General features: G+C 62.9%; 18 protein-coding genes. 15 read left to right on the top strand and 3 right to left on the bottom strand.

What is annotated here, in order from left to right; all coding sequences use genetic code 11:
• Positions 1-24: 24 nt before the first annotated feature.
• Complete coding sequence (gene cydD / locus PE061_RS13825) at positions 25-1,605, top strand: thiol reductant ABC exporter subunit CydD (protein ID WP_271255840.1); 1,581 nt, start codon at positions 25-27, stop codon at positions 1,603-1,605.
• Complete coding sequence (locus tag PE061_RS13820; protein WP_271255839.1) at positions 1,602-3,212, top strand: amino acid ABC transporter ATP-binding/permease protein; 1,611 nt, start codon at positions 1,602-1,604, stop codon at positions 3,210-3,212. The genes cydD and PE061_RS13820 overlap by 4 nt, the downstream gene beginning before the upstream one ends.
• 43 nt (positions 3,213-3,255) lie before the next feature.
• Here PE061_RS13820 and PE061_RS13815 read toward each other — a convergent pair whose 3' ends face one another.
• Both PE061_RS13815 and PE061_RS13810 read right to left on the bottom strand, forming a co-directional pair.
• Entirely contained in the window at positions 3,256-3,630 is a 375-nt protein-coding gene (locus tag PE061_RS13815; RefSeq protein ID WP_271255838.1) for an ArsR/SmtB family transcription factor, read from the bottom strand.
• A complete protein-coding gene (locus tag PE061_RS13810; protein ID WP_271255837.1) occupies positions 3,627-4,292 on the bottom strand; it encodes a peroxiredoxin in 666 nt (221 codons plus the stop codon). Before PE061_RS13810 ends, PE061_RS13815 begins: the two co-directional genes overlap by 4 nt.
• A 106-nt stretch (positions 4,293-4,398) precedes the next feature.
• Here PE061_RS13810 and trxC point away from each other — a divergent pair, with 106 nt between their 5' ends.
• The 10 genes from trxC (at position 4,399) to PE061_RS13760 (ending at position 17,001) form a co-directional block, all read left to right on the top strand.
• Positions 4,399-4,842 (top strand): thioredoxin TrxC, encoded by a 444-nt coding sequence (gene trxC, locus PE061_RS13805; RefSeq protein WP_271255836.1) that lies wholly within the window; start codon positions 4,399-4,401, stop codon positions 4,840-4,842.
• Between the two features lie 208 nt (positions 4,843-5,050).
• On the top strand, positions 5,051-5,695 hold the full coding sequence (locus PE061_RS13800; protein ID WP_271255835.1) for a peroxiredoxin: 645 nt from the start codon (positions 5,051-5,053) through the stop codon (positions 5,693-5,695).
• A gap of 79 nt (positions 5,696-5,774) precedes the next feature.
• Complete coding sequence (locus PE061_RS13795; protein ID WP_271255834.1) at positions 5,775-6,695, top strand: MBL fold metallo-hydrolase; 921 nt, start codon at positions 5,775-5,777, stop codon at positions 6,693-6,695.
• A 4-nt stretch (positions 6,696-6,699) separates the two neighbouring features.
• On the top strand, positions 6,700-7,488 hold the full coding sequence (locus tag PE061_RS13790) for a sulfite exporter TauE/SafE family protein (protein WP_271255833.1): 789 nt from the start codon (positions 6,700-6,702) through the stop codon (positions 7,486-7,488).
• 31 nt (positions 7,489-7,519) lie between these two features.
• A complete protein-coding gene (locus tag PE061_RS13785) occupies positions 7,520-8,380 on the top strand; it encodes a class I SAM-dependent methyltransferase (protein WP_271255832.1) in 861 nt (286 codons plus the stop codon).
• Between the two features lie 874 nt (positions 8,381-9,254).
• A complete protein-coding gene (locus PE061_RS13780; protein ID WP_271255831.1) occupies positions 9,255-9,779 on the top strand; it encodes a hypothetical protein in 525 nt (174 codons plus the stop codon).
• Positions 9,776-12,283 (top strand): HsdM family class I SAM-dependent methyltransferase, encoded by a 2,508-nt coding sequence (locus PE061_RS13775; protein ID WP_271255830.1) that lies wholly within the window; start codon positions 9,776-9,778, stop codon positions 12,281-12,283. Before PE061_RS13780 ends, PE061_RS13775 begins: the two co-directional genes overlap by 4 nt.
• A 3-nt stretch (positions 12,284-12,286) precedes the next feature.
• Entirely contained in the window at positions 12,287-12,784 is a 498-nt protein-coding gene (locus tag PE061_RS13770; protein ID WP_271255829.1) for a PIN domain-containing protein, read from the top strand.
• Positions 12,785-13,021: 237 nt separating this feature from the next.
• Entirely contained in the window at positions 13,022-14,740 is a 1,719-nt protein-coding gene (locus PE061_RS13765) for a hypothetical protein (protein ID WP_271255828.1), read from the top strand.
• Positions 14,741-14,763: 23 nt separating this feature from the next.
• On the top strand, positions 14,764-17,001 hold the full coding sequence (locus tag PE061_RS13760; protein ID WP_271255827.1) for a hypothetical protein: 2,238 nt from the start codon (positions 14,764-14,766) through the stop codon (positions 16,999-17,001).
• A gap of 727 nt (positions 17,002-17,728) precedes the next feature.
• Here PE061_RS13760 and PE061_RS13755 read toward each other — a convergent pair.
• On the bottom strand, positions 17,729-18,217 hold the full coding sequence (locus tag PE061_RS13755) for a MarR family winged helix-turn-helix transcriptional regulator (RefSeq protein ID WP_175485352.1): 489 nt from the start codon (positions 18,215-18,217) through the stop codon (positions 17,729-17,731).
• 218 nt (positions 18,218-18,435) lie between these two features.
• Here PE061_RS13755 and ectA point away from each other — a divergent pair, with 218 nt between their 5' ends.
• Genes ectA through PE061_RS13740 form a run of 3 tightly spaced genes read left to right on the top strand, consistent with a single transcriptional unit; the run spans position 18,436 to position 20,722 of the window.
• The gene (gene ectA, locus PE061_RS13750) at positions 18,436-19,002 is read left to right on the top strand and encodes a diaminobutyrate acetyltransferase (RefSeq protein ID WP_092958886.1); all 567 of its coding nucleotides are present in this window, start codon (positions 18,436-18,438) and stop codon (positions 19,000-19,002) included.
• Position 19,003: 1 nt separating this feature from the next.
• Complete coding sequence (gene ectB, locus PE061_RS13745; protein ID WP_092958937.1) at positions 19,004-20,311, top strand: diaminobutyrate--2-oxoglutarate transaminase; 1,308 nt, start codon at positions 19,004-19,006, stop codon at positions 20,309-20,311.
• Positions 20,312-20,326: 15 nt separating this feature from the next.
• Positions 20,327-20,722, top strand: a complete 396-nt coding sequence (locus PE061_RS13740; RefSeq protein WP_092958884.1) for an ectoine synthase — start codon at positions 20,327-20,329, stop codon at positions 20,720-20,722.
• Positions 20,723-20,745: the final 23 nt, after the last annotated feature.

The raw sequence follows: 20,745 nt of genomic DNA, 5'->3' as shown, positions 1-20,745 counted from the left end.
TATTCATTACTCGTAAGCGAGTATATGAGCAACCGATTTGATAGACAGGGCGGGGCGATTTTCTGGATCGCCGATAGCGGCGCGGCCATCCTCATGGCCGCCGCGCTTGCTGCTGGCGTCGCGGCAGCCGCGCGGGGTGATCAGGGTAATCTGCTGCTTGCCGTGGGCGGATTGATTGCCGCCACCTTGCTTCGCGGCGGGATACAGATCGGTGCGACCGACGCCGGCGAGGCCGCGGCCGTGGCCGCTAAGACGAGCTGGCGAAAGCGCATCTATCCCCGCATCCTCGTCGCGGCGCCAGGGGATCGCCTGATGCTGGGCGAAGCGGTCGCCGATGCCGTTGATCGCATCGAGGATCTGGGCGGCTTCCACGCTCGTTTCCAGCCTCTGCGCCGCGCGGCGGTCTTCTCTCCCCTCGTCATCGCGGTTGCCGCCATCTTCGGGAGCTGGGTCGCCGGTGCGATCATGCTGGCGACGCTCTTGCCCTTCGGCCTGGGCATGGCGCTTGCAGGTAATGCAGCCGCTCGTGCCGCCGCGCGCCAGCTCGACGCATTGAGCCGCCTGTCTGGTCTGTTCGTCGACCGCGTGCGGGCCTTGCCAGTCATCGTCGGTTTCGGCGCACAGGACCGCATCGGCCGGCATCTGGCCGACGCCACGCGAGAGGTCGCGGCGCGCACGATCGACGTGCTGAAGGTCGCCTTCGTGTCGAGCGCTATCATCGAGTTCTTTGCGGCGCTGTCCGTGGCCCTGGTCGCACTTTATTGCGGTTTCAACCTGCTCGGTATCCTGCCATTCCCGGCGCCCGAGAAGCTGACCCTAGGCCAAGCCCTGTTCGTGCTCATTCTCGCACCGGAATTCTACCTTCCCATGCGTCGGCTCGCCGCGGCCTATCATGACAAGCAGGTCGGAGAGGCCGCGGTCGAACGTCTGGAAGCCATTGCTCCCCCGTCCTCGTCTTCCTCCAGTCGCGCGATCGCCGCTCCGCCCACGCTGCGCTTCGACGCCGTGGTCATCGACTATGGGGAGACGGCCATCGGCCCGTTTACTCTGGACGTCGCGGCGGGTTCCACTTTCGCGCTGCGCGGGGCCACCGGCATCGGCAAGTCCAGCCTGCTCCACGCGCTGCTGGGACTGGCGCCGATCGGCAGGGGACGGATAATGGTCGACGGCCGAGACGCGGCCGAGGTCGCTCTTCCCGGCCAAATAGGCTGGGCAGGACAATCGGTCGCGTTCATCCTCGGAACGCTCGCCGACAACATCCGCCTTGCGCGCCCGGAAGCCGATGACGCCGAGGTTGAAGCCGCCGCACGTTCCGCCGGCCTTGGACCGATGATCGCGGCGCGCGGGGAAGGCTTGGAGCTACCGCTCGACCATCGCGGATCGGGCCTGTCGGGAGGCGAACGGCGCCGCGTCGGCATCGCGCGCGTGCTCCTGAAAGACGCACCGCTCTGGCTGCTCGATGAGCCGACGGCGGATCTCGATGCAGGGTCAGCAGCCGACATCGCCCGGATATTGGCGTCGGCCGCGAAGGGGCGCACAGTCCTCATAGTGACGCACAGCGCCGAACTGGCCGCGATAGCCGACAACGAAATGGTGCTGGCATGAGCAGCGCGGATATGAACCGGCTGTTGGCTGAGGCCATCGGCCCCGAGCGCCCTGCCTTCCGTATCGCGGGACTGCTTGCCGCCGCCGCGACGATCGCCGCTGTTCTGCTGCTGGGCCTCTCGGGATGGTTCATCACCGGCGCTGCACTTGCTGGCCTTGGCGGCGTGCTGGCCGCGCAGGGCTTCAATTATCTCGTGCCGAGCGCGATGATCCGGCTGCTCGCGATCGTCAGGACGATGGCGCGCTATGGAGAGCGGCTCTATGGCCATCGCGCTGCCTTGATGGCGCTCGCCACCGTTCGCACGCGAATGTTCGACCGCATCATGTCGGTTCGCGACGTGCGGGCCGTATCGGCGGGCGATACCGTGACCCGGCTCGTTCAGGACATCGGCGCGCTGGAGGACAGCCTGGTCCGCAAGCCCGCGCTCCCCGCTGCCCTTGCCGGCGCGGGCATCGGCCTTGTCCTCGTAGGGCTCGCAAGCCCCTGGGCCAGCCTCGTCTTGCTGGCGCTGCTCGTTGGCCTCGCCGCGTGGGCGCATCTGGCGACTCCCCGAATGCTTGCGACCGCCGCCACCGACATCGCTGTGGCACTGGCGCGGCTAAAAGCGAGCATGATCGACTATGCGTCGGCCTCGCCTGAAATCCTGGCTTATGACCTGGCTCCCGCGATCGAGCGGAGCCTTACGATCGAGACGGCCGAGCTGGACAGGGCGCGGCGCTGTTTCGCGCGAGGTGAAGCGATCATCGACGCGGGGCTGACCCTGGGTGGGGGCATCGGCATGGGCGCGGTCCTCGCGATCTCCAGGGCCCCATTGCCCATGACCGTGCTCGCTGTGCTGTCGGCGGCGGGCGCGATCGAGGCCCTGTCCGGCTATGTGCGCGGCGTATCACGGGGCGCGCTCGTCACAGCCGCCCTCGCGCGTTTGGACGACATGGCAGGCCGACATCGGATGCTTGACCCGGTAGAAATCGCGTCCGGGCCGGTCGGGCGGACCGTCGCTCTGGATCGCAATGGCGTGCATGTCCGGCTCGAGGCGGGCGAGCGCTTGGGGATTGCGGGGCAGTCCGGCAGCGGCAAGACCAGCCTTCTCGAAACGCTGGCCGGGATTCGTCCTGCCGATTCCGATTGCGGCATTCGCTTCGATGGCCAGCCCCTTTGCGCGCTTCCGCCTGAGACGGTGCGAACTGCTTTCGCGCTATCACCCCAGGATGCCCAACTCCTGTCGGGAACCGTCCGCGACAACCTGCGCGTCGCCCGCCCCGGCCTTAGCGACGATCAGCTTTGGGCGGCATTGGAAGTGGCCTGCCTCGCGATCGACGTCCGTGCGATGCCACATGGGCTGGACCACTGGGTCGGCGATGGCGGCGCGCGTTTGTCGGGCGGGCAACGCAAGCGGCTGTCGATCGCGCGTGCCGTTCTGGCCGGGAAGTCCTGGCTGCTGCTCGACGAGCCGAGCGAAGGGCTCGATATGGTGACGGAAGCGCGGCTTGCACGCCGACTCGACACCTGGCTTCGCGAGACGGGAACCGGGCTCGTGGTCGTGAGCCACAGGCGGGCATTGCTGGCGCTAGGAGGCGAGGGTCGCATCGTCGAATTTCGCGCGTAACGACGCGGGCGCGATCATCACCGAAGCGTCGTCAAAGGTGCGATCACAAGATCCTGGCGAAGGTCGCGGCCGATCCCCGTGCGCGCGCATGCGCGTTCCTGGTTTCAGGTGGCGTTGCTTGAGACGAAATGCCCGACAAAGCGCAAAGCAGCGTTGCAGTGCTTTCGAGGGCCTCCGGCGCCAGGCTGTAGAAGACGAGCTTGGCTTCCCGGCGCGTCTGCACCAGTTCGGCCTTGCGGAGAATGCCAAGCTGTTGCGACAGACCCGGTTGGCCGATGCCGGTCATGGTTTCGAGTTCACCGACCGACTTCTCCCCGCTTTCGAGCAGTGTCCGCATCAGTTTCAGCCGCACCTCATGGCCGAGCGCCTTGAGGACATCGGTAATCGTATCGAGTTCGGTATCGCTGAAGGTGGTCACTTGCCTGCCTCGCTATGTGCATCGGGGCGCGTTCGATGGAACCAGCAGGCATCGCCCGCCGCATCGAGCGCCGTGGTCTGATCCTGATAGGGCGGCAGCAACACGTCATCGCCGGGGTGCCAGCCTTCGGGCGTGACCACATTGTCGCTGTCGACCCGCTGCAGGGCGGCGACGACCCGCAGCAGTTCCTCCACCGAGCGGCCGATGGTGGCGGGATAGCAGAGCTTGGCGCGAACAATGCCGTCAGGGTCGATGAAGAAGGTCGCACGGAGCGTCGCTGCGTCGGGCGCATCGTCTGCGATCATTCCGTAAGCGCGGCCGATGACCATCGAGGGATCTTCGACGATCGGAAAACCAACCGTGACACCGAAATGCTCATGGATCGCCCGTATCCATCCGAGGTGCGAATAGAGGCTGTCGACCGAGATCGCGACCAGCGCGCAGTTGAGCGCTTTGAACCGCTCCCCGGCGCGCGAGAGCGCGACGAATTCACTGGTGCAGACGGGCGTGAAGTCCGCAGGGTGCGAGAACAGCAACACCCAGCGGCCGCGATAGTCGGACAGGCTCATTTCGCCCATGGTCGTGCGCGCCTGAAAATTGGGCGCGGCGTCGCCGATCTGGACCGGCGAACACACGCCACTCTCATTTGCGCTGGGATTCAAATTTCCTACTCCTGAAGGGAGGCAAGTCTTGAACCCCCTTTCTTACACGGTTACATCATGCGGGTAAACGATTAAGCAGCGATAGCGTTCCATAGGAGATGTCCGCATGTCCGAGTCCCAGCTTGTGGTTTGCCCGGTCTGTGCGAGCATCAATCGGGTTCCGGCTGCGAAGATCGGCGCCGCGCCCAATTGCGGGCGATGTTCGATGCCGCTGTTCCAGGGCCAGCCTGTCGACGTCGATGCCGCCGCCTTCGACCGCCATGTGGGGCGCGGAAGTCTGCCTGTTCTTGTGGATTTCTGGACGATCTGGTGCGGGCCGTGCCGCGCGATGGCCCCGGCGTTCAAGGCGGCCGCCGCCGAACTGGAACCGCATGTCCGTCTGCTGAAGGTCGATACCGAGGCCGAGCAAGGCATATCGGGACGCTACCGCATCCAGTCGATCCCGACGCTGATACTCTTCAAGGACGGCCGCGAGATCGCCCGGCAGGCCGGCGCGATGGACCGCGCGCGACTCGTCGCATGGGCAAGACAGGCGCTCGCCGCTGCCTGATTCGGGCCACGATCACCCTATAAATTAGATTAAATGATGCTTTGAAGCGTTTGCGCGCTCGCCTCCGCGCGCCGCAAATCCGGCCTTTGCCGCCGCTTACGGAAAAGATTGAAAAATCCGATCAGAGGAATTAGGTTTATCGTGTTTTCACGATTAAATGAATTATGTATTCAATGTCTGTCAGCCACTCAACGACAGGAGACGACAAATGACAGACCTGGCCGCCCCCACCATGCCTCGGATCAACGAACCGGCGCCCGCCTTTAAGGCCAAAACCACCCACGGCGAACGCTCGCTCGACGATTACAAGGGCAAGTGGCTCGTCCTCTTCTCCCACCCCGCCGACTTCACGCCCGTCTGCACGACCGAGTTCATGGGCTTCGCCAAGGCGGCCGACCGCTTCAAGGCGCTCAACTGCGAGCTGCTGGGTCTCTCCATCGACTCCGTGCATTCGCACATCGCCTGGATGCGCAGCATCGAGGAGAAGTTCGGCGTCGAGATCCCGTTCCCGATCATCGACGACCTGTCGATGAACGTCGCGAAGGCCTTCGGCATGATCCATCCCGGCGCCTCGGACACTTCGGCGGTTCGCGCTACCTTCATCATCGACCCGCAGGGGATCATCCGCGCGATGGTCTACTACCCGATGTCGAACGGCCGCTCGGTCGACGAGTTCGTCCGCTTGCTCACCGCGCTTCAGACGTCCGACGCCAACAAGATCGCGACGCCGGAAAACTGGCAGCCCGGTGAACCCGTGATCGTGCCGCCGCCCGCCACCGCCGAGGCTGCCAAGGCCCGCAAGGACGAAGGCTACGACTACACCGACTGGTATTTCAGCAAGAAGACACTCTGAGCCGGTCGGGCCGGCTCCGCGCACCTCTCCCCTCAGCGCGGAGCCGGCACACCCGGTTATCGAATGAAAGGACAAGACCATGACCGACCCGCAGATCCGTGAAGCCACCCGCATCGTCGAGGCCGCGAGCAATGCGCGGCCTGCGGTCATCCGCAGTTTCTTCGACGAGGACACCTTCACCGTGACCCACGTCATCTCCGATCCCGCGACCGCCAAGGCCGCGATCATCGACAGCGTGCTCGACTTCGACCCGGCATCGGGGCGCACGTCCTTCGCGTCGGCCGACAAGGTGATCGACTATGTCCAGAGCGAAGGCCTAGAGGTCGAATGGCTGCTCGAGACGCACGCCCATGCCGACCATCTGTCGGCCGCGCCCTATCTTCAGGAAAAGCTGGGCGGCACGCTGGCGATCGGCCGCCATATCCTCACGGTGCAGGAGGTTTTCGGCAAGATCTTCAACGAGGGCACGCGCTTCGCCCGCGACGGCTCGCAGTTCGACCGGCTGTTCGATGATGGCGACCGGTTCAAGGTCGGGTCGATCGAGGCGATCGCGCTGCATGTCCCCGGCCACACCCCCGCAGACATGACCTATGTGATTGGCGACGCGGCGTTCATCGGCGACACGCTGTTCATGCCCGACTATGGCACCGCACGCGCCGATTTCCCCGGTGGCGATGCGCGGACGCTCTATCGCTCCATCCGGCGCCTGCTTTCGCTGCCGGATCATACTGGCCTCCATCTTTGCCACGACTACAAGGCCCCTGGGCGCGACACTTATGCTTGGGAGACGTCGGTGGGCGAGGAGCGTGAGCATAATGTCCATGTCCGCGATGGCGTGAGCGAGGACCAGTTCGTCGCCATGCGCGAGGCGCGTGATGCGACGCTCGACATGCCCCGGCTGATTCTGCCGTCCATTCAGGTCAACATGCGAGGCGGCCATATGCCGGAGCCGGAGGACAACGGCACCAGTTATCTCAAGCTCCCGGTCAACACGCTGTAAGGCCATGACACTCGAACCTGTCCAATATCTGCTCGGAGCCGGATCGGGTTCGCTCGTCGGCTTCACGCTCGGCCTCGTGGGGGGCGGCGGGTCGATCCTCGCCGTCCCGCTCATGGTCTATCTGGTGGGCGTCGCATCGCCCCATGTGGCGATCGGCACCAGCGCGCTTGCCGTGGCCGCCAATGCCGGCGCCAATCTCGTTCCCCATGCCCGGCAGCGCACGATCAAATGGCGCTGCGCGGGCATGTTCGCCGCCGCCGGGGTTGCGGGGGCCTATGCCGGATCGACGCTCGGCAAGGCGTTCGACGGGCAGAAGCTGCTGTTCCTGTTCGCGCTGCTGATGGTGCTCGTCGGCGCGCTGATGCTCAAAAGCCGCGGCGATCCCGGCAATCCCGATGTCCAGTGCCGCCGCGAGAACGCGCCCAAGGTCATCGGCTACGGCAGCGCGACCGGCCTGTTCTCTGGATTCTTCGGCATCGGCGGCGGCTTTCTGATCGTGCCGGGGCTTATGGCTTCGACAGGGATGCCCATGCGCAACGCCGTCGGATCATCGCTGGTCGCGGTGACGGCTTTTGGTCTGACGGCGGCGCTCAACTACGCCTTTTCCGGGCTGGTCGACTGGGCGCTTGCCGCAGTGTTCATTGGCGGTGGCATCATTGGAGGCATTGCCGGCGCCGCGCTCTCGCACCGGCTGTCTGCGCACAAAGGCGCGCTCAATACGATCTTCGCCCTGCTGATCTTCGCGGTCGCCGCCTATATGCTGTGGCAAAGCGCAGCCGCCATCTGGAATTGATTTCTTATACAACTGCAATGGGAGGATTTTGATGGCTGACGCTGGCGATAGAATGGAAGGGCTGGCCGCGCATGATTGGGCGAGCGAAGCGGGCAAGCGCTGGCTTGCCCAGCTCGACCGTTTCGAGAGCATGATCGAGCCGATCGGCAAGGCCTTGCTGGACCAGGCCGCCTACAGCGCCAGCGAAACGGTAGTCGATGTCGGGTGCGGCGGCGGCTGGACGACACGTCAGATCGCTGGGGCGGTCGGGAATACCGGATTTGTGCTTGGCCTGGACATCTCGCCCGATCTGGTGGGGACTGCTCAGGAACGGGCACGACGCGCGGGTCTTGCCAATATCCGCTTCGAGCGAGGCGATGCCGCCACCGCGATGCCGAAGGAAGCCCCGTTCGATCGTCTGTTCTCGCGCTTTGGCTCGATGTTTTTCCCTGAGCCTTATCCCGCTTTTGCCAATCTGCGCCGGATGCTGCGCGACGGCGGGCGGCTCGACATCTCGGTCTGGGCGCCCATCGCCGAAAACCCCTGGCAGCGCGAAGTTATGGCGGTGATCAAGCGGCACATCGACTTGCCAGCGCCTCTACCCCGTGCACCGGGTCCGTTTGCGCTGGGCGAGCAAGACTATGTGATCGACCTTCTGCAAAGCGCGGGCTTCTCGGACATCAAGTTCGATGCCTGGACCGGCGATCAGCGCGTGGGCGGCCCCGGCAGCAATTCCGAGAGCGCTGCGAGCTTCGTGCTCGACGGAATGCAGATCGGCGATCTCGTTCGAGCCAGCGGGTCAGAAGTGCATGAGGCTATATATTTGAGCCTTGTCCAGCTGTTCGACCGCAATCGCGATGATGATGGTGTATGTATGGGCGCGAAGGCCTGGCTGGTGAGCGCCCGTTCCTGACCGACATAGTAAGGGGGAAGGATGGAATGAAGCCTAAGAAATTGTCTCCGTAAGACAAACTGATTCCTCTCCACCTTCATAAAGGACGCTGAAAAGTGGTCGGCATTACGCACCGCTCGGATCGCCACCCGGACGAGGAGCGAGCCCTCGAAATACGTGCATGCTCAGTGGCCACTGAAACCATAGCGTAGAGATATATCTGAACGTCAGCGTTGTTCGCAGGACCCGCCTATCCTGAGTGTCGCTTTGAACGACAGATCTCGCAGCCGCCGACTTCAAATCTGGCAGTGTGCATACAGCCTCAAATTACATCATAGCGTTTTGAGGGCATCAACGGCGACACTCTGCGGGCTATGCGGAAAAATGCGGCCCTAGCATAGTAGAAGCCGCGATTCATATTCATCGCTTTCGTCCGCCTTGGGGCACCAAAACCGCCGTGGCTACTACGCCACACTACGCTAAGGCCGCCGTGCACCGCCGTTGATCGCCGGGCCTACGTTGGTGAGATCGCTCAATAGCGTAGGCTAGGCGGCGCGTTACGACAGGCAGTTCGATTCTCGTTCGGGCGAAATGGCTGGTTGCGCTCCCTTGAATGATCAGGGGCGCGGACGATCCCGACAGGTCAATTTTGGCGGCAGGGCGGTGATAGCTGTCATTCCCGCTGCGGCTGTCTGCGGAGGCAGCGGTGCGCCTATTGATCGTTACAACCCGGCCCTGCTTGATCTTGATAGCTGCCGGACAGCACGTTGATCGATTGGGCGGGCCGATGGGACAGGCCGTGTGGAGCGGACGGACCGAGAACAAGGTGCTTTACCGATAAGAATGGGTATGATACCCGATCCGAGTTCGGGTGCCATACCCGAACCGGAGGTAGATGGTGCGCCTGATCGGATCCCGGGATGTCTTGAAACTGACCGGCCTTTCGGCTGATCAGCTGCGCGAATGGACCGTGCGGCGCGGGCTCATTTACCCTGACATCCCGGCATCGCGCCAAGGTCAGCAGGCTCAGTTTGGCTGGCAGACCGTGCTGCTGCTCCGTCTCGCCGTCGTTATGCGCAGCCGGTTCCATATCGAGCTCCAAGTTCATCGCGACCTGCTGCTTCGCGCACGCGAGCTGTTGAACGGCCGGTCCTTCCCGGGCCTGTGGAACCACCGGCTCGCCATCTTAGGGCTCGAGAGCTGTGCGCTGCTCAGTGGCAGTGATCCGTTGCCAACCGACCAGGATGCAATCCTGCTTCGGCTGAACGCCCATCTTGAGGCGCTGTCGCAGGGCTTCGGCGTTTCCGAGCCGATCGCGCAGCTCCCGCTCTTCCCAGCGGTGGGATTGCGCCGAAGCGAAGCGCCAGCTGACGCAGAGGGCGGCACCGTGCTACGCACTGCCGAAGGTGACGCGGCGTGACCGCGCTCGCCAGAATCGAAGCTGGCCTACGTGCGATCGGCTATCGGTCGGAATCGCTGATCCACGACTATAGCTTCGCTGACGTGCTGTCGGAGGCGGGAGAGGAACAATGTGTCGCGCTTGCAGCGTTCACGCAAGTTCCCGAATCCTATCGCTCGGCCGCCTTCGGCGTGATCACCGGCGCGCACGACGCGGACGCCGTGCTGCGCCGCCGGGCGCTTGGTGCGCCGATCCTGTTCTCGATCGGCCCTGAAGATGTTGGGGTCTGGCGGGTTGGCGCGGAAGGCAAGCCACGTCTGAGCGAACGGGTCCCGCTCGACCAGCTCGAAGCGCTGTTCCAGCGTAATGCCAATAATTGGAACCCGCACGCCGTCCACCGCGCCAAGTCGCTCGGCCAGACCCAGGCAGCCTATCAGCTGGACTTCGTCGATCTGGGACTGATGCCAGCGATTGAGCATGAGATCGAAGTGAAGCTCGATCGGCTTCTCGGCGAGGTCATTACCCAACTGCTGACCGGGATTGACGATCCGCAACGCGAAGAAGCGGTTTTCCGCACGACCTTCCGGCTCCTTGCTGCCAAGATTTTGATTGATCGCCAGCATCCTGACGCGACATCATGGATCGACGCGCCTGTGCGCGATGTGCTCGCCGGTATCGAGACCTATTATCATCTCGATCACATGCTGCGGCCTGCGGTCGATACCCTTCCGTTGGCGGCCGTGGAGACTGCATGGACGACGCTTCGTGGCGCCATCACCTTCCGCAACATTTCGTCGGACAGCTTGGCGTTCGTTTATGAAAACACGTTGGTGACGGCAGACACGCGTAAGCGCTTCGGCACGCACGCTACCCCCAGGCAAGTCGCCGAATATGTCGTTGGCCAACTCGATCTGGGCCGCTTCGATCTTGAGGGCATCACGATCTACGAGCCCTTCGCCGGCGCGGGCATGTTCCTCGTCGCGGCGCTGCGGCATCTGCGCGATCAGCTTCCCGATACGCTGACCGGCGAGGAACGGCACGCTTTTCTCGTCAAGCGGATCAGCGGTGCGGAACTCGACAGCTTCGCCTGCGAAGTCGCGACGCTATCGCTGATCCTGGCTGATTATCCCAACGCGAATGGCTGGAAGATCGCACCCAAGGACCTGTTCGAGAAAGATACGCTCGCGACAGATGCCACTGGCAAGCGCATCGTCCTGTGCAACCCACCCTGGGAGGACTTCGACAGCGACGAGCGGCAGCGCTATCCCGAGATGGCGGCAAAGTCCTTCTCGAAGCCGATGGCGGTGCTACGGACGCTCATCGAAGCCAAGCCCCAAGCGCTGGGTTTCGTTTTGCCGCAAGGCTTTCTCCGCCAGAAGCAATATGGTGAACTGCGCCAACTGCTCGCTGACACATATGACCGGATCGAGCTGACATCGCTTCCTGACCGCATCTTTCAGCGTGCCGGGCTGGAGGCGGCCGTGATTATCGCGACCGGCCAGCGCGACGCTGATGGGAAGAGTCTTCCGAGCCAGCTGCGCTCCCTCGAAGTCACCGACCGAGGCCGTCCGGATTTTCTCATGACGGGTAAGGTCACCACCGAGCGCCGCCGCACCAAGCTGGTATCTTCGGGTGACCTTTGGATTGGTGCGCTCGATGAGGTCTGGGAATATCTAGCGGACTATCCCGTGCTTGGTGGCCAGGCCGAAGTTCATCGCGGCCTTCAGTGGATCAGCCAATCCGCCGGCTGGAGCGCAGTCCCTCGGGAGGGCTTTGCCAGAGGTGTTTTCAAGCCCGCGGACTCGCTTCTTCAATTTGGTATCACCACGACCGGTTTCGTCGATATGCGCGAAGAATCCGCGTATCGGCTCGGTCCACTCACGCGCGCCTGGGACAAACCCAAAATACTGGTTAATGTGGCGCGCCGGTCGCGCGGCCCCTGGCGGCTGGACGGGGCGCTCGACACGAGCGGGCTTGTGCCGTCGCAGGCGTTTTTTGGCATCTGGCCAACCACGTCGGACTTGCCCGTGGAAGCGATCGAAGCGCTGATCAACAGCCCGCTGGCGAGCGCCTTCGTCCTCGAGCGGGCCTCGAACCAGCATCTCACCAACGTAGTCATGAAGCAGTTGCCGTTGCCAAAGCGAGGCGCGCTTGGCGATGTGGTCGCCGCGGTGTGGCGCTACCGCGAGGCGCTTGGTGCGGCCGCAGCCTATGCGCTGCGCACGCCTGAGATCGACGAGCGGCTGGAAGCCTTACTGATCGATATCGATGCGCAGCTCTTGAAGGCCTTCGATCTGCCTCCTCGTCTGGAACGGCGATTGCTCGAGGCGTTTCGCGGGCACGAAGCTGAGCGACGTGTCGCACATCCCTTCAAGGGCTGGTTCCCCGAAAACTTTACCGCCTACCTCCCGCTGCACGAATATATCGGCCCACTGCTACGCGAAAACACCGGCGCCTGGGCGCTCGACGTCTTCACGCCGGCGCCTGAGCACGAGATTGAGCGGCTCAGGCTTTACGTCCAGTAGCGGATGGACACCTATCTGCTCGATACGAACCTTGTGTCCGTGCTCTATGACGCGCGGAGACCCAATCATATCGCCGTCCGCCAGGCAGTCGCCGCCTTACCGGCGCAAGCCGCGCAGCTTGTATCGGTAGTGACGGTCGGCGAGCTCAGGTTCGGGTTGGCGCTCGCGCGCGCCGCAAGCCAGCCACTCACGCATATCGAAGCGTGCCTCCTCAGCACCGAGGCGCATCCGCTGGCCGAAGTCACAAGGCACACGGCAGATGCCTTCGCGATCGTCAAGTCGAGCGTCGCGCTGGCGCGGCTTGACATCAGGCGCCGTATTCCACGCTGGGTCGAGGCCTGGACCGATCGTGTGAGCGGCCAGCTTCTGCAGATCGATGAGAATGATCTCTGGATTGCGGCACAGGCGCTTGAACGAAACTATGTCGTCGTCACGTCCGACCGGGATTTCATTCAAGTGATTGCGCCGGCGGTTCCGGATCTTCGCGTTCTTCTCGTCTGAGAGCCTCTTTTTTGCTTCAGTTCGCCATTCCAAAACTTAGGCATATTACCTCGATTGCGGAGACGACGACTGCACGCGCTGCTAATTAAAAAGAATAATCTTTTACTTCTCGCGCTCAGTCCTTGCCGCATAGCCCCCGGGGGCTATTCGAGCAGTTCTTGCTACCCTCTTGTTGAAGTGCGGCTATGAATGGTGAGGATAGACCATACAATGTCAGCAAGGTTACAGAGATGATTAATGTCGCAGGGCATTGACGAAAGCGACGAAGCATCGGGGGCAGGTTCTGCCTCTTTAGCCGGATATGAATACCAGATCGACGTCTCTGTCTGGTTGGCGCTTGACCTCGTTCTCGTGACGGGAACGACTGACACGCTGATCCTCGAGCCGGCCAGCCAGGAGGATCTCGAGGCGACGGTAGCCGACATCGAACCGGGCCGCGTCGTCAGCCGAGCCTCGATCGATGACTACACATTGATCGTGCAGGCGAAACGGTATGGGGGTGACGCGTGGACGCCGACCAGGCTCAAGGCGCTCCTCAAACATGGCAGCGATACGCGGATCTCGGCCGCCGAACGCCTGAAGATGGCTTCGGCGCGCTACCTCCTGGTTACGAGCGCTGGCCTCAATGGGGACGCTAGGAAACTGAGACGCCGGCAGCCGGGCTCATGGCCGAAACCGGCAGCGATGCCGCAGGTCATCGCCAATGGTATCGCCCATGACATTTCCGGGCGTGTCGCGGTCATCGCCAATCAGGACGATGAGCGGTTGCGCGGCGACATCGACCGGCTCCTGACCGAAGGGTGCCGGGTTCCCAATTCCCGGCTTGAGACTTGCCGCACCAGGCTGCGCGAAGATGCCCGCGCTCGTATCGCGGGCGCCGGGGCAGGACGCTGGCGGCGGGCGGAGATCGAGACGGTTGTCCGCGAGCACGAAGGCTATCTCGCGAGCGCACCGGAACTCGAGCACTACGTCCATCCCAACAACTGGAACGATCTGCGTGCGGCAATGGTGAACCAGTCGGCGGCCATCATCATCGGCCAGTCGGGGACCGGAAAGACGCTGGCGACGAAGAAACTCTATGAAGAGCTGCATGCGGCGAACCCGGGGCTGACCCGCGTGCCGATCAGCCTCGGTCCCTCGCAGCTAGCCAACGATATGACTCCCCGTCCGGTGTTGTTCGACATCGAAGACCCGTGGGGCCGTTTCGACTTTGACCCCAGAAGCCGCCCGTGGAACACCAAGCTTGCGGATTTCCTTGCAGACGCGCGACCTGACGCGATGATCGTCGCCACCTCGAGGCTCGATGTGGCGTCGGAGTCCAAGGCGCTCAACACCGTCAAGCCCTGGATCGTGAACCTCGAAGCTGAAAACTATGGCAAGGCCGAGCGGCAGCGGCTTTATCGCACCCGTATCGACAGCCTGTCGCGCGAGCTTCAGCCGCTGGCCCGGGGAGCCGAGCGCAAGGTGCTCGACAAGCTGGCGACGCCCTACGAGATCCAGAAGTTCTTCGACGCGATGCGGACCCAAGACCGTGAGGGGTTGAAGAACCCTCCGGGCTTCGTCGCAGGGGCGATCGACGCTGCGCACGTGAACTCGATTGAGCAGACCGTCATCGACCAGATCGAGGAGCGGCGCGACGTCCGTGCTGCCGCGATCCTCTATGCTCTTCTGATCGCCAGCGACAAGGTCACGCGCGGGGTGCTTCGCGAGATCGAGGACGGCCTTGCCGATCGCAACGTTGCGCTCGAACGCGGCCTCTCGCCGCTGGTCGATTTCTTCGTCGCCGCCCGAAACCTTCGGCAAGGTGATGGCGGCATCATCACTTACTATCATCCGCGTGTCGAAGCCGGAATCCTTCGCACTCTCGAAAAGAGCGGGCATCGGCAGGACGTTCGCGGCATTCTTCGTCACTTGGTTGAGTTGCTGGTCTCCGATGAAGGTCCAGGCGCAGCCTGAGGGCGGGCGCCGCCGCGCGCATATTGGGACGACTGCGCGACAAGTTCGGCGTGAGGCCGGGGGAGGCAGCATGGCCACACATCGACGCTTGGCTCGAGGCGCGGCTTACTGAAGGTGGGAAGGACTTCGAGGCCAACCTTGACCTTGCTGCGCGCGCGGGGTCGCCCGCCAGCAACCAGGCCGAACTCGCCCGATTCCTACTGCACCGTCCCGATCGCAGCTTTGCCGGCCTAGACCGTTGGGGACGCCCAGATCACCCCGGCGCATGGTATCAGGCCCGCGCCGACGATCTCTCGACCAAGCCGCTTCTTGAGACTTTCATCCGCACCGTTCTGCCTCGCGATCGCACGATGTATCCGGCGAGCTTCGTGGCAGACCTCAGGCGGTTTTCTGGCGAATTGACACCTGCGTTTCTCGCGGCGGCGGGACAGGCCGTCCATTATGGCTATATCTCCTCGGACGATGCCATTGCTGCGGGCGCGCTCGACGATCTTGAAGGCTTCGAGGCGGTGGTCGATACCGCGATCAAGGTACTCACGCCCTCGGCCAAGGAACTGGCTGACGCGGCGGAATTACGCCTCGACATCGCTAACGACGTCTATAGCGACGACTACGCCCAGCATCTTTCGGAAAACGATGACGGGCATACGGCCGGTGAGTTTCTCGAAGCCTATGTCTCGCGCGTGCGACAGGAGAAGGGCTGGCAGCGGCTCGCTCAGCATCGCCACGCTGAGCGGCTTCGTTCCTTTTGGCTGCGCGAACTTGCCAAACAGGCACGCGATGCGGCGATCGATCCGGAGGAACTAACGGGGGCGTTTCAGGCAGGCTTCGGCACGGATGACGAAGACGACATCTGGTATATTCTCGCCAAGAGGTGGGATGATCGCTACGCGGCGCAGCTCGGCACGCGTGTCGTCGAAGGCTCGCCGCAGGAGCTTACCGAACAAGCCGCGTTAGCGTGCGCCGTGGAGAACCTGGCAGAATCGTGGCCGGCGATCATTGCCGATCTCGCCCAGAAGCAGGCATACAACCGGCTGATCGAGATCGCACGCAGCCTTGCCTATCTGCGCAGCGGCAAGTCACTCGACGGCGACAAGCATGTCGAGGCTGCCGAAGCGGCGGCAGCGCAATTGCCCGCTCCATACCGCGATATATGCGATGCCGCACTCGCCTTGCGAACCAAGGAAGACCCGGTTCTGTCCGCTGCCGCGCAAGATTTTCTCACGGGTCTTTCGGAGCCCACCGACCATGTCCGGGCATTCCGGCTTGCTCTCGATGCTTACATCGTGCTTCCCGTCGAGGATGATGTCCGCTGGGCACTAAATTCCTCCAGTGATCCCGCGACGGCTATCGACGGCCTCCACGCCGCCATTCGGCACGGCATGAGCTCCGAGATCGAAGCGGCGATCGGCCACCGCTTCGCGCATGTGGCGGCGGCCGCATTGACTGTTTTTGCCTCTCCATTGGAGACGCCGTTTCCCCAACGCGTGCTGGACCTTGCCGCGCACCGGGCCAGCCCGGTGCGCCGCGCCTTGGTCGACCTCCTCAGGTCAAAGCCGTCTGCGGTGCACCAGTCCACTCTGGTCAAACTCGCCGGCGATCAGTGGTCGAGGCATTCGCAAACTTACGGCAGCGACAGCGACGACTACCCCATCGCGCAGACGGCGATAGCGGCGCTCGCGGAAATCGCGCCGCTGGGAGCGGCCGACGATGCGGCGCTCTATACGATCGCCATCGATACTTCGGACCCCGATGTTCGCGGCGCGATTCTGGACCTGCTTGCGAAGACCGCCAACGTTGCCATCCAAACGCAGATTTTCGATCTGGCAGTTGAGCCCGGCAGAGCCCGAGTGCGCAAGTCGGCGGCCTATGCCTTGCTTGCTGCAGGCTCTGAGCTGGACCAAGGGCTTATCGACGCCATCACGTCGCAACTCATCGCAACGCGCTACGAGCCGGTCGCGGCCGCACTCGCCATGCTGCTGGGGTGGCGAGGCGAAGTCGATGCCATTCGTTCGGTGGCCGAAGCGATAGCGTCCCATCCGAAGCGCCGCGTGTTGTTGCTCCTTACCGTCTGGACCCTTGCGGATCGCGAGCGCGGGATTGCCGAAGAGATCGCGGCGATGCTGCCTGCAGGTCACAAAGCTGTGGAGTGGGCACTTGGCGGGACGTTGGATAAGGTCGACGACGAAATGATCGCGGATCTCGGCGATCACGCCGTTTGCGCAGAGGTCCTGCGATACATGCGGATCAAATCTACCTAACACGACGCATGATCTACGACGACCACAGGACGCCGCCGTAGAGACATGTCGGGTCGGACTTTAGGCGACGGAATGGACGACAGCTTTCGGGGAACGCAACTGAACTCTCGAATGATGGTGATGTTGGTGTAATCTGTCCATCAGGAACGCAGCCCTGAATGGCAGGTATATTAACGTTAGATTTCAAATCTGACAGTGGATGTGTGGCTTACACTTACGTCATATTACCCTGAGGTATTTGACGGCGGCAATAGGCGGTGCGAGGCGGAGAAATGCGGCCCTAGCGTAGCAAAAGCGGCGATTCATACTCATCGCTTTCGTCCGCCTTGGGGCACCATTCTCAAAAATCGTAGGTACGGCGGCAGTGGGCGGCATGGTGCGGAATTAGCGTAGTCCTCCCGGCGGTATGCCGTTGTTTTGGGGTAGGGCCAGGGCCTCTCTCCTGCCATGCCTTAGCGCCTCGATACCGTTATTCAGAATGCCAGTCGCTGATTATTGGAGCTGCCATAATTCTTGACCGGGGCTGCCCGCTCGGAAGGCGGGAAGTGGGGAGATAATTCGCAGCATCTATCGATGACATGCCTGTAACTTCGAACGACGGGGATGTTGGAGAGACCTGCCGATCGCGCATCTTGGTCTTCAGCTTTGAATATGCGGTAGTTCGCGCGCCGATTTCCGTAATTTTCACTGCATCCGGAGTGAAGCGATGTGCGGTGAGCACACCCAATCAGACGGGAGTAGAGCGATCGATTAGTCCGCTATCGAGCAAAGGCGCGGCGTCGATGTTCTGTGCATCTAACAGCGTGGCGAGGCGCTCGACCGCCGCCAGGATCATGGCCTGCTCCCATGGCGGCAGCGCGACGAAACGGTCCGTGAAAATCATCTGCAGCGGATCCGGCGCATCGGCCAGTGCTGTTTTACCGGCTGGCAGGATGCTCAGATGGTACTGGCGCTTATCTCTCTCGCTGCGCTGTCGTTGGAGGAAGTCCAGCGATTCGAGACGATCAACGATAGCGGTGATTGTCGCCTGACTAAATTGCAATGCCTGGGCGATCGCGCCGGGAGTTGCTGACCCGCGCATATCGATCTCGCGTAAGACCAGCAGTTGCGAGGGCGTCAGCCCGGTCGCGGTCGCCAGTTGGCGGCGACCGATTTCGATCGCCCGTAATGCGCGGCGCAGCGCGCGCAGGGTCCGGGAGGCGATCTCGAAATCCATGCGCGGGTACATAGCCGGAACGCACAGAGGACGCCAACAGGAAGAGAGCTTTAGGCTCCACTCCTCCATCATATCCTTCATTCTACGAAATATAATTTCTGCGCCGGGGGTTGAAAATATATCATAGATGAGTATGTTTCGCGGCGAAACGGGGACGGGCACGCTTCTCCATATCTGAGAATAACTTCGGGAGATGAACAATCTTCAAATCCCAAGCTATGGCGGCTGCCACGCCGCCACGAGCTTCTGCACGCTCCAGTCGGAGCAAGGGGCAGGACTTTAGACTTCGCAAGCCGGCCGCAACTGATGGGCCGGCTGTCACCGCACTGATCGCGGCTTGCCCGCCGCTCGATGCGAATTCGGCCTATTGCAACCTCCTGCAATGCACCGACTTCGCCGACTTCTGCATTGTCGCGGAACGGGACGGCCAATTGATGGGCTGGGTATCGGGCTACCGTCCACCATCCGCGCCCGACGATTTCTTCGTCTGGCAAGTCGCGGTCGCGGAGGCGGCGCGTGGTCAGGGCCTTGCCGGCCGCATGATCGAAGCGCTGCTGGCCCGGGCAGAGAACGCGGGCGTCGCGCACCTCATCACCACCGTCACTGACGATAACCGGGCATCCTGGGCGCTGTTCGAGGGCCTCGCGCGCAAATGGCGGGTTTCCCTGCACAAAAGCGCGCGCTTCGAACGCGATGCGCACTTTGCCGGCGCCCACGCCACCGAGTGGCAGGCGCGCATCGGCCCGTTGCCCACGGGCGGCACATCCTCCGAGGAGAATGGATGACATGACCATCACCCTTCCCAAGCCGACATCGGCCATTCCTGACACGCGGATCTATGAGCGACGGGAATCCGCCGTGCGCAGCTATGCGCGGGCCATGCCGCGCCAGTTCACGACGGCCGAAGGCGTGTGGATGCACGATAATCAGGGCGGCCGCTATCTGGACTTCCTGTCGGGCTGCTCGACGCTGAACTACGGCCACAACCATCCCGTGCTGAAGACCGCGCTGCTGGACTATATCGCCGCGGACGGCATCGCGCACGGCCTTGACCTGCACACCGACGCCAAGGCCGATTTTCTCGACGCGCTGGAAATGCTCATCCTGAAGCCGCGCGGGCTGGACTACCGCGCGATGTTCACAGGGCCAACCGGGACCAATGCGGTGGAAGCGGCAATCAAGCTGGCCCGCAAGGTGATGGGGCGGGAACTGGTGATTGCTTTCACCAACGGGTTCCACGGAATGACGCTGGGAGCTCTGGCCTGCACCGGGAATGCGTCCAAGCGGGCTGGTGCGGGCGTGCCACTCAGCCATGTCGCTCACGAGCCCTACGACGGCTATCATGGGCCGGAGGTCGATACAGCCGATCTGCTGGAACGCCGCTTGTCGGACCCGTCAAGCGGTCTCGATGCACCTGCTGCCATCCTGGTCGAAACGGTGCAGGGCGAAGGCGGCCTCAACACCGCGTCGTCCGAATGGTTGCGCAAGATCGCGGAGATCGCGAGGCGTCACGGCGCCCTGATGATCGTGGACGACATCCAGGCGGGCTGCGGCCGTACCGGTGGTTTCTTCAGCTTCGAGGGAATGGGCTTCACACCCGATATCGTCACTTTGGCGAAATCGCTGTCCGGGATGGGCCTGCCCTTCGCGCTGACGCTGTTCCGCCCGGAACTCGACCAATGGTCGCCCGGCGAACACAACGGTACGTTTCGGGGTAACAACCATGCCTTCGTGACCGCGACCGCCGCGCTGCGCCATTTCTGGAGCGACGACGCCTTCCAGCAGGATATCGCCCGGCGCGGCGCGCTGCTCGAACGGCGTCTGGAAGCCATGGCGGCGGAGCATGGCCTGTCGGTCTGTGGCCGGGGCATGATGCGCGGGATCAACGTGGGGACGGGCGAAGTCGCCGCCGCCATCACCACCGCCTGCTTCGCGCGGGGCCTTATCATCGAGACCAGCGGCGCCCATGACGAAATCGTCAAGGTGCTTGCCCCGCTCGTCATCGACGACGCAACTCTCTCTGCTGGCCTCGACATTCTTGAGGAAAGCATCCGCGCGGTGCTGGCGGCCCCTTATGGCGTGGCCGCGGAATAAGGAAAGGAATGACCTATGATCGTCCGCAAACTCCAGGACATTCGTAAATCCGACCGCAACGTGAAGTCGAATGGCTGGGAAAGCGCGCGCCTGCTGCTGAAGGATGACGGCATGGGCTTCTCGTTCCACGTCACCACGATGTTCGCGGGCGAGGAACTGCACATGCATTACCAGAATCACCTGGAGGCGGTTCTGGTGCTCAAGGGAAACGGCACGATCGAGGATCTGGGTGCGGGCGTAACGCATGAGCTCGCGCCGGGCGTGATGTATGCGCTCAATGCACATGACAAGCATATCGTGCGCCCGGAAACCGACATCTTGTGCGCCTGCGTGTTCAATCCACCGGTCACGGGCCGCGAGGTGCATGACGAGAACGGCGCCTATCCCGCCGAAGCCGCACTTACCGACTGAATCTGACTATGAAATAGAAAGGG

It is taken from the genome of Sphingosinicella microcystinivorans (genome assembly GCF_027941835.1).
Taxonomy (GTDB): domain Bacteria; phylum Pseudomonadota; class Alphaproteobacteria; order Sphingomonadales; family Sphingomonadaceae; genus Sphingosinicella.
The sequence above is the reverse complement of the archived record's forward strand: the minus strand, read 5'-3'. Positions and strand labels throughout refer to the sequence as shown.

Coding starts and splice junctions, on each gene's coding strand:
- trxC (WP_271255836.1), top strand. CDS start 4,399: ATGTCCGAGTCCCAGCTTGTGGTTTGCCCGGTCTGTGCGAGCATCAAT.
- PE061_RS13800 (WP_271255835.1), top strand. CDS start 5,051: ATGACAGACCTGGCCGCCCCCACCATGCCTCGGATCAACGAACCGGCG.
- ectA (WP_092958886.1), top strand. CDS start 18,436: ATGGCGGCTGCCACGCCGCCACGAGCTTCTGCACGCTCCAGTCGGAGC.
- PE061_RS13765 (WP_271255828.1), top strand. CDS start 13,022: ATGTCGCAGGGCATTGACGAAAGCGACGAAGCATCGGGGGCAGGTTCT.
- cydD (WP_271255840.1), top strand. CDS start 25: ATGAGCAACCGATTTGATAGACAGGGCGGGGCGATTTTCTGGATCGCC.
- PE061_RS13795 (WP_271255834.1), top strand. CDS start 5,775: ATGACCGACCCGCAGATCCGTGAAGCCACCCGCATCGTCGAGGCCGCG.
- PE061_RS13785 (WP_271255832.1), top strand. CDS start 7,520: ATGGCTGACGCTGGCGATAGAATGGAAGGGCTGGCCGCGCATGATTGG.
- PE061_RS13820 (WP_271255839.1), top strand. CDS start 1,602: ATGAGCAGCGCGGATATGAACCGGCTGTTGGCTGAGGCCATCGGCCCC.
- PE061_RS13790 (WP_271255833.1), top strand. CDS start 6,700: ATGACACTCGAACCTGTCCAATATCTGCTCGGAGCCGGATCGGGTTCG.
- ectB (WP_092958937.1), top strand. CDS start 19,004: ATGACCATCACCCTTCCCAAGCCGACATCGGCCATTCCTGACACGCGG.
- PE061_RS13740 (WP_092958884.1), top strand. CDS start 20,327: ATGATCGTCCGCAAACTCCAGGACATTCGTAAATCCGACCGCAACGTG.
- PE061_RS13770 (WP_271255829.1), top strand. CDS start 12,287: ATGGACACCTATCTGCTCGATACGAACCTTGTGTCCGTGCTCTATGAC.
- PE061_RS13780 (WP_271255831.1), top strand. CDS start 9,255: ATGGTGCGCCTGATCGGATCCCGGGATGTCTTGAAACTGACCGGCCTT.
- PE061_RS13755 (WP_175485352.1), bottom strand. CDS start 18,217: ATGGATTTCGAGATCGCCTCCCGGACCCTGCGCGCGCTGCGCCGCGCA.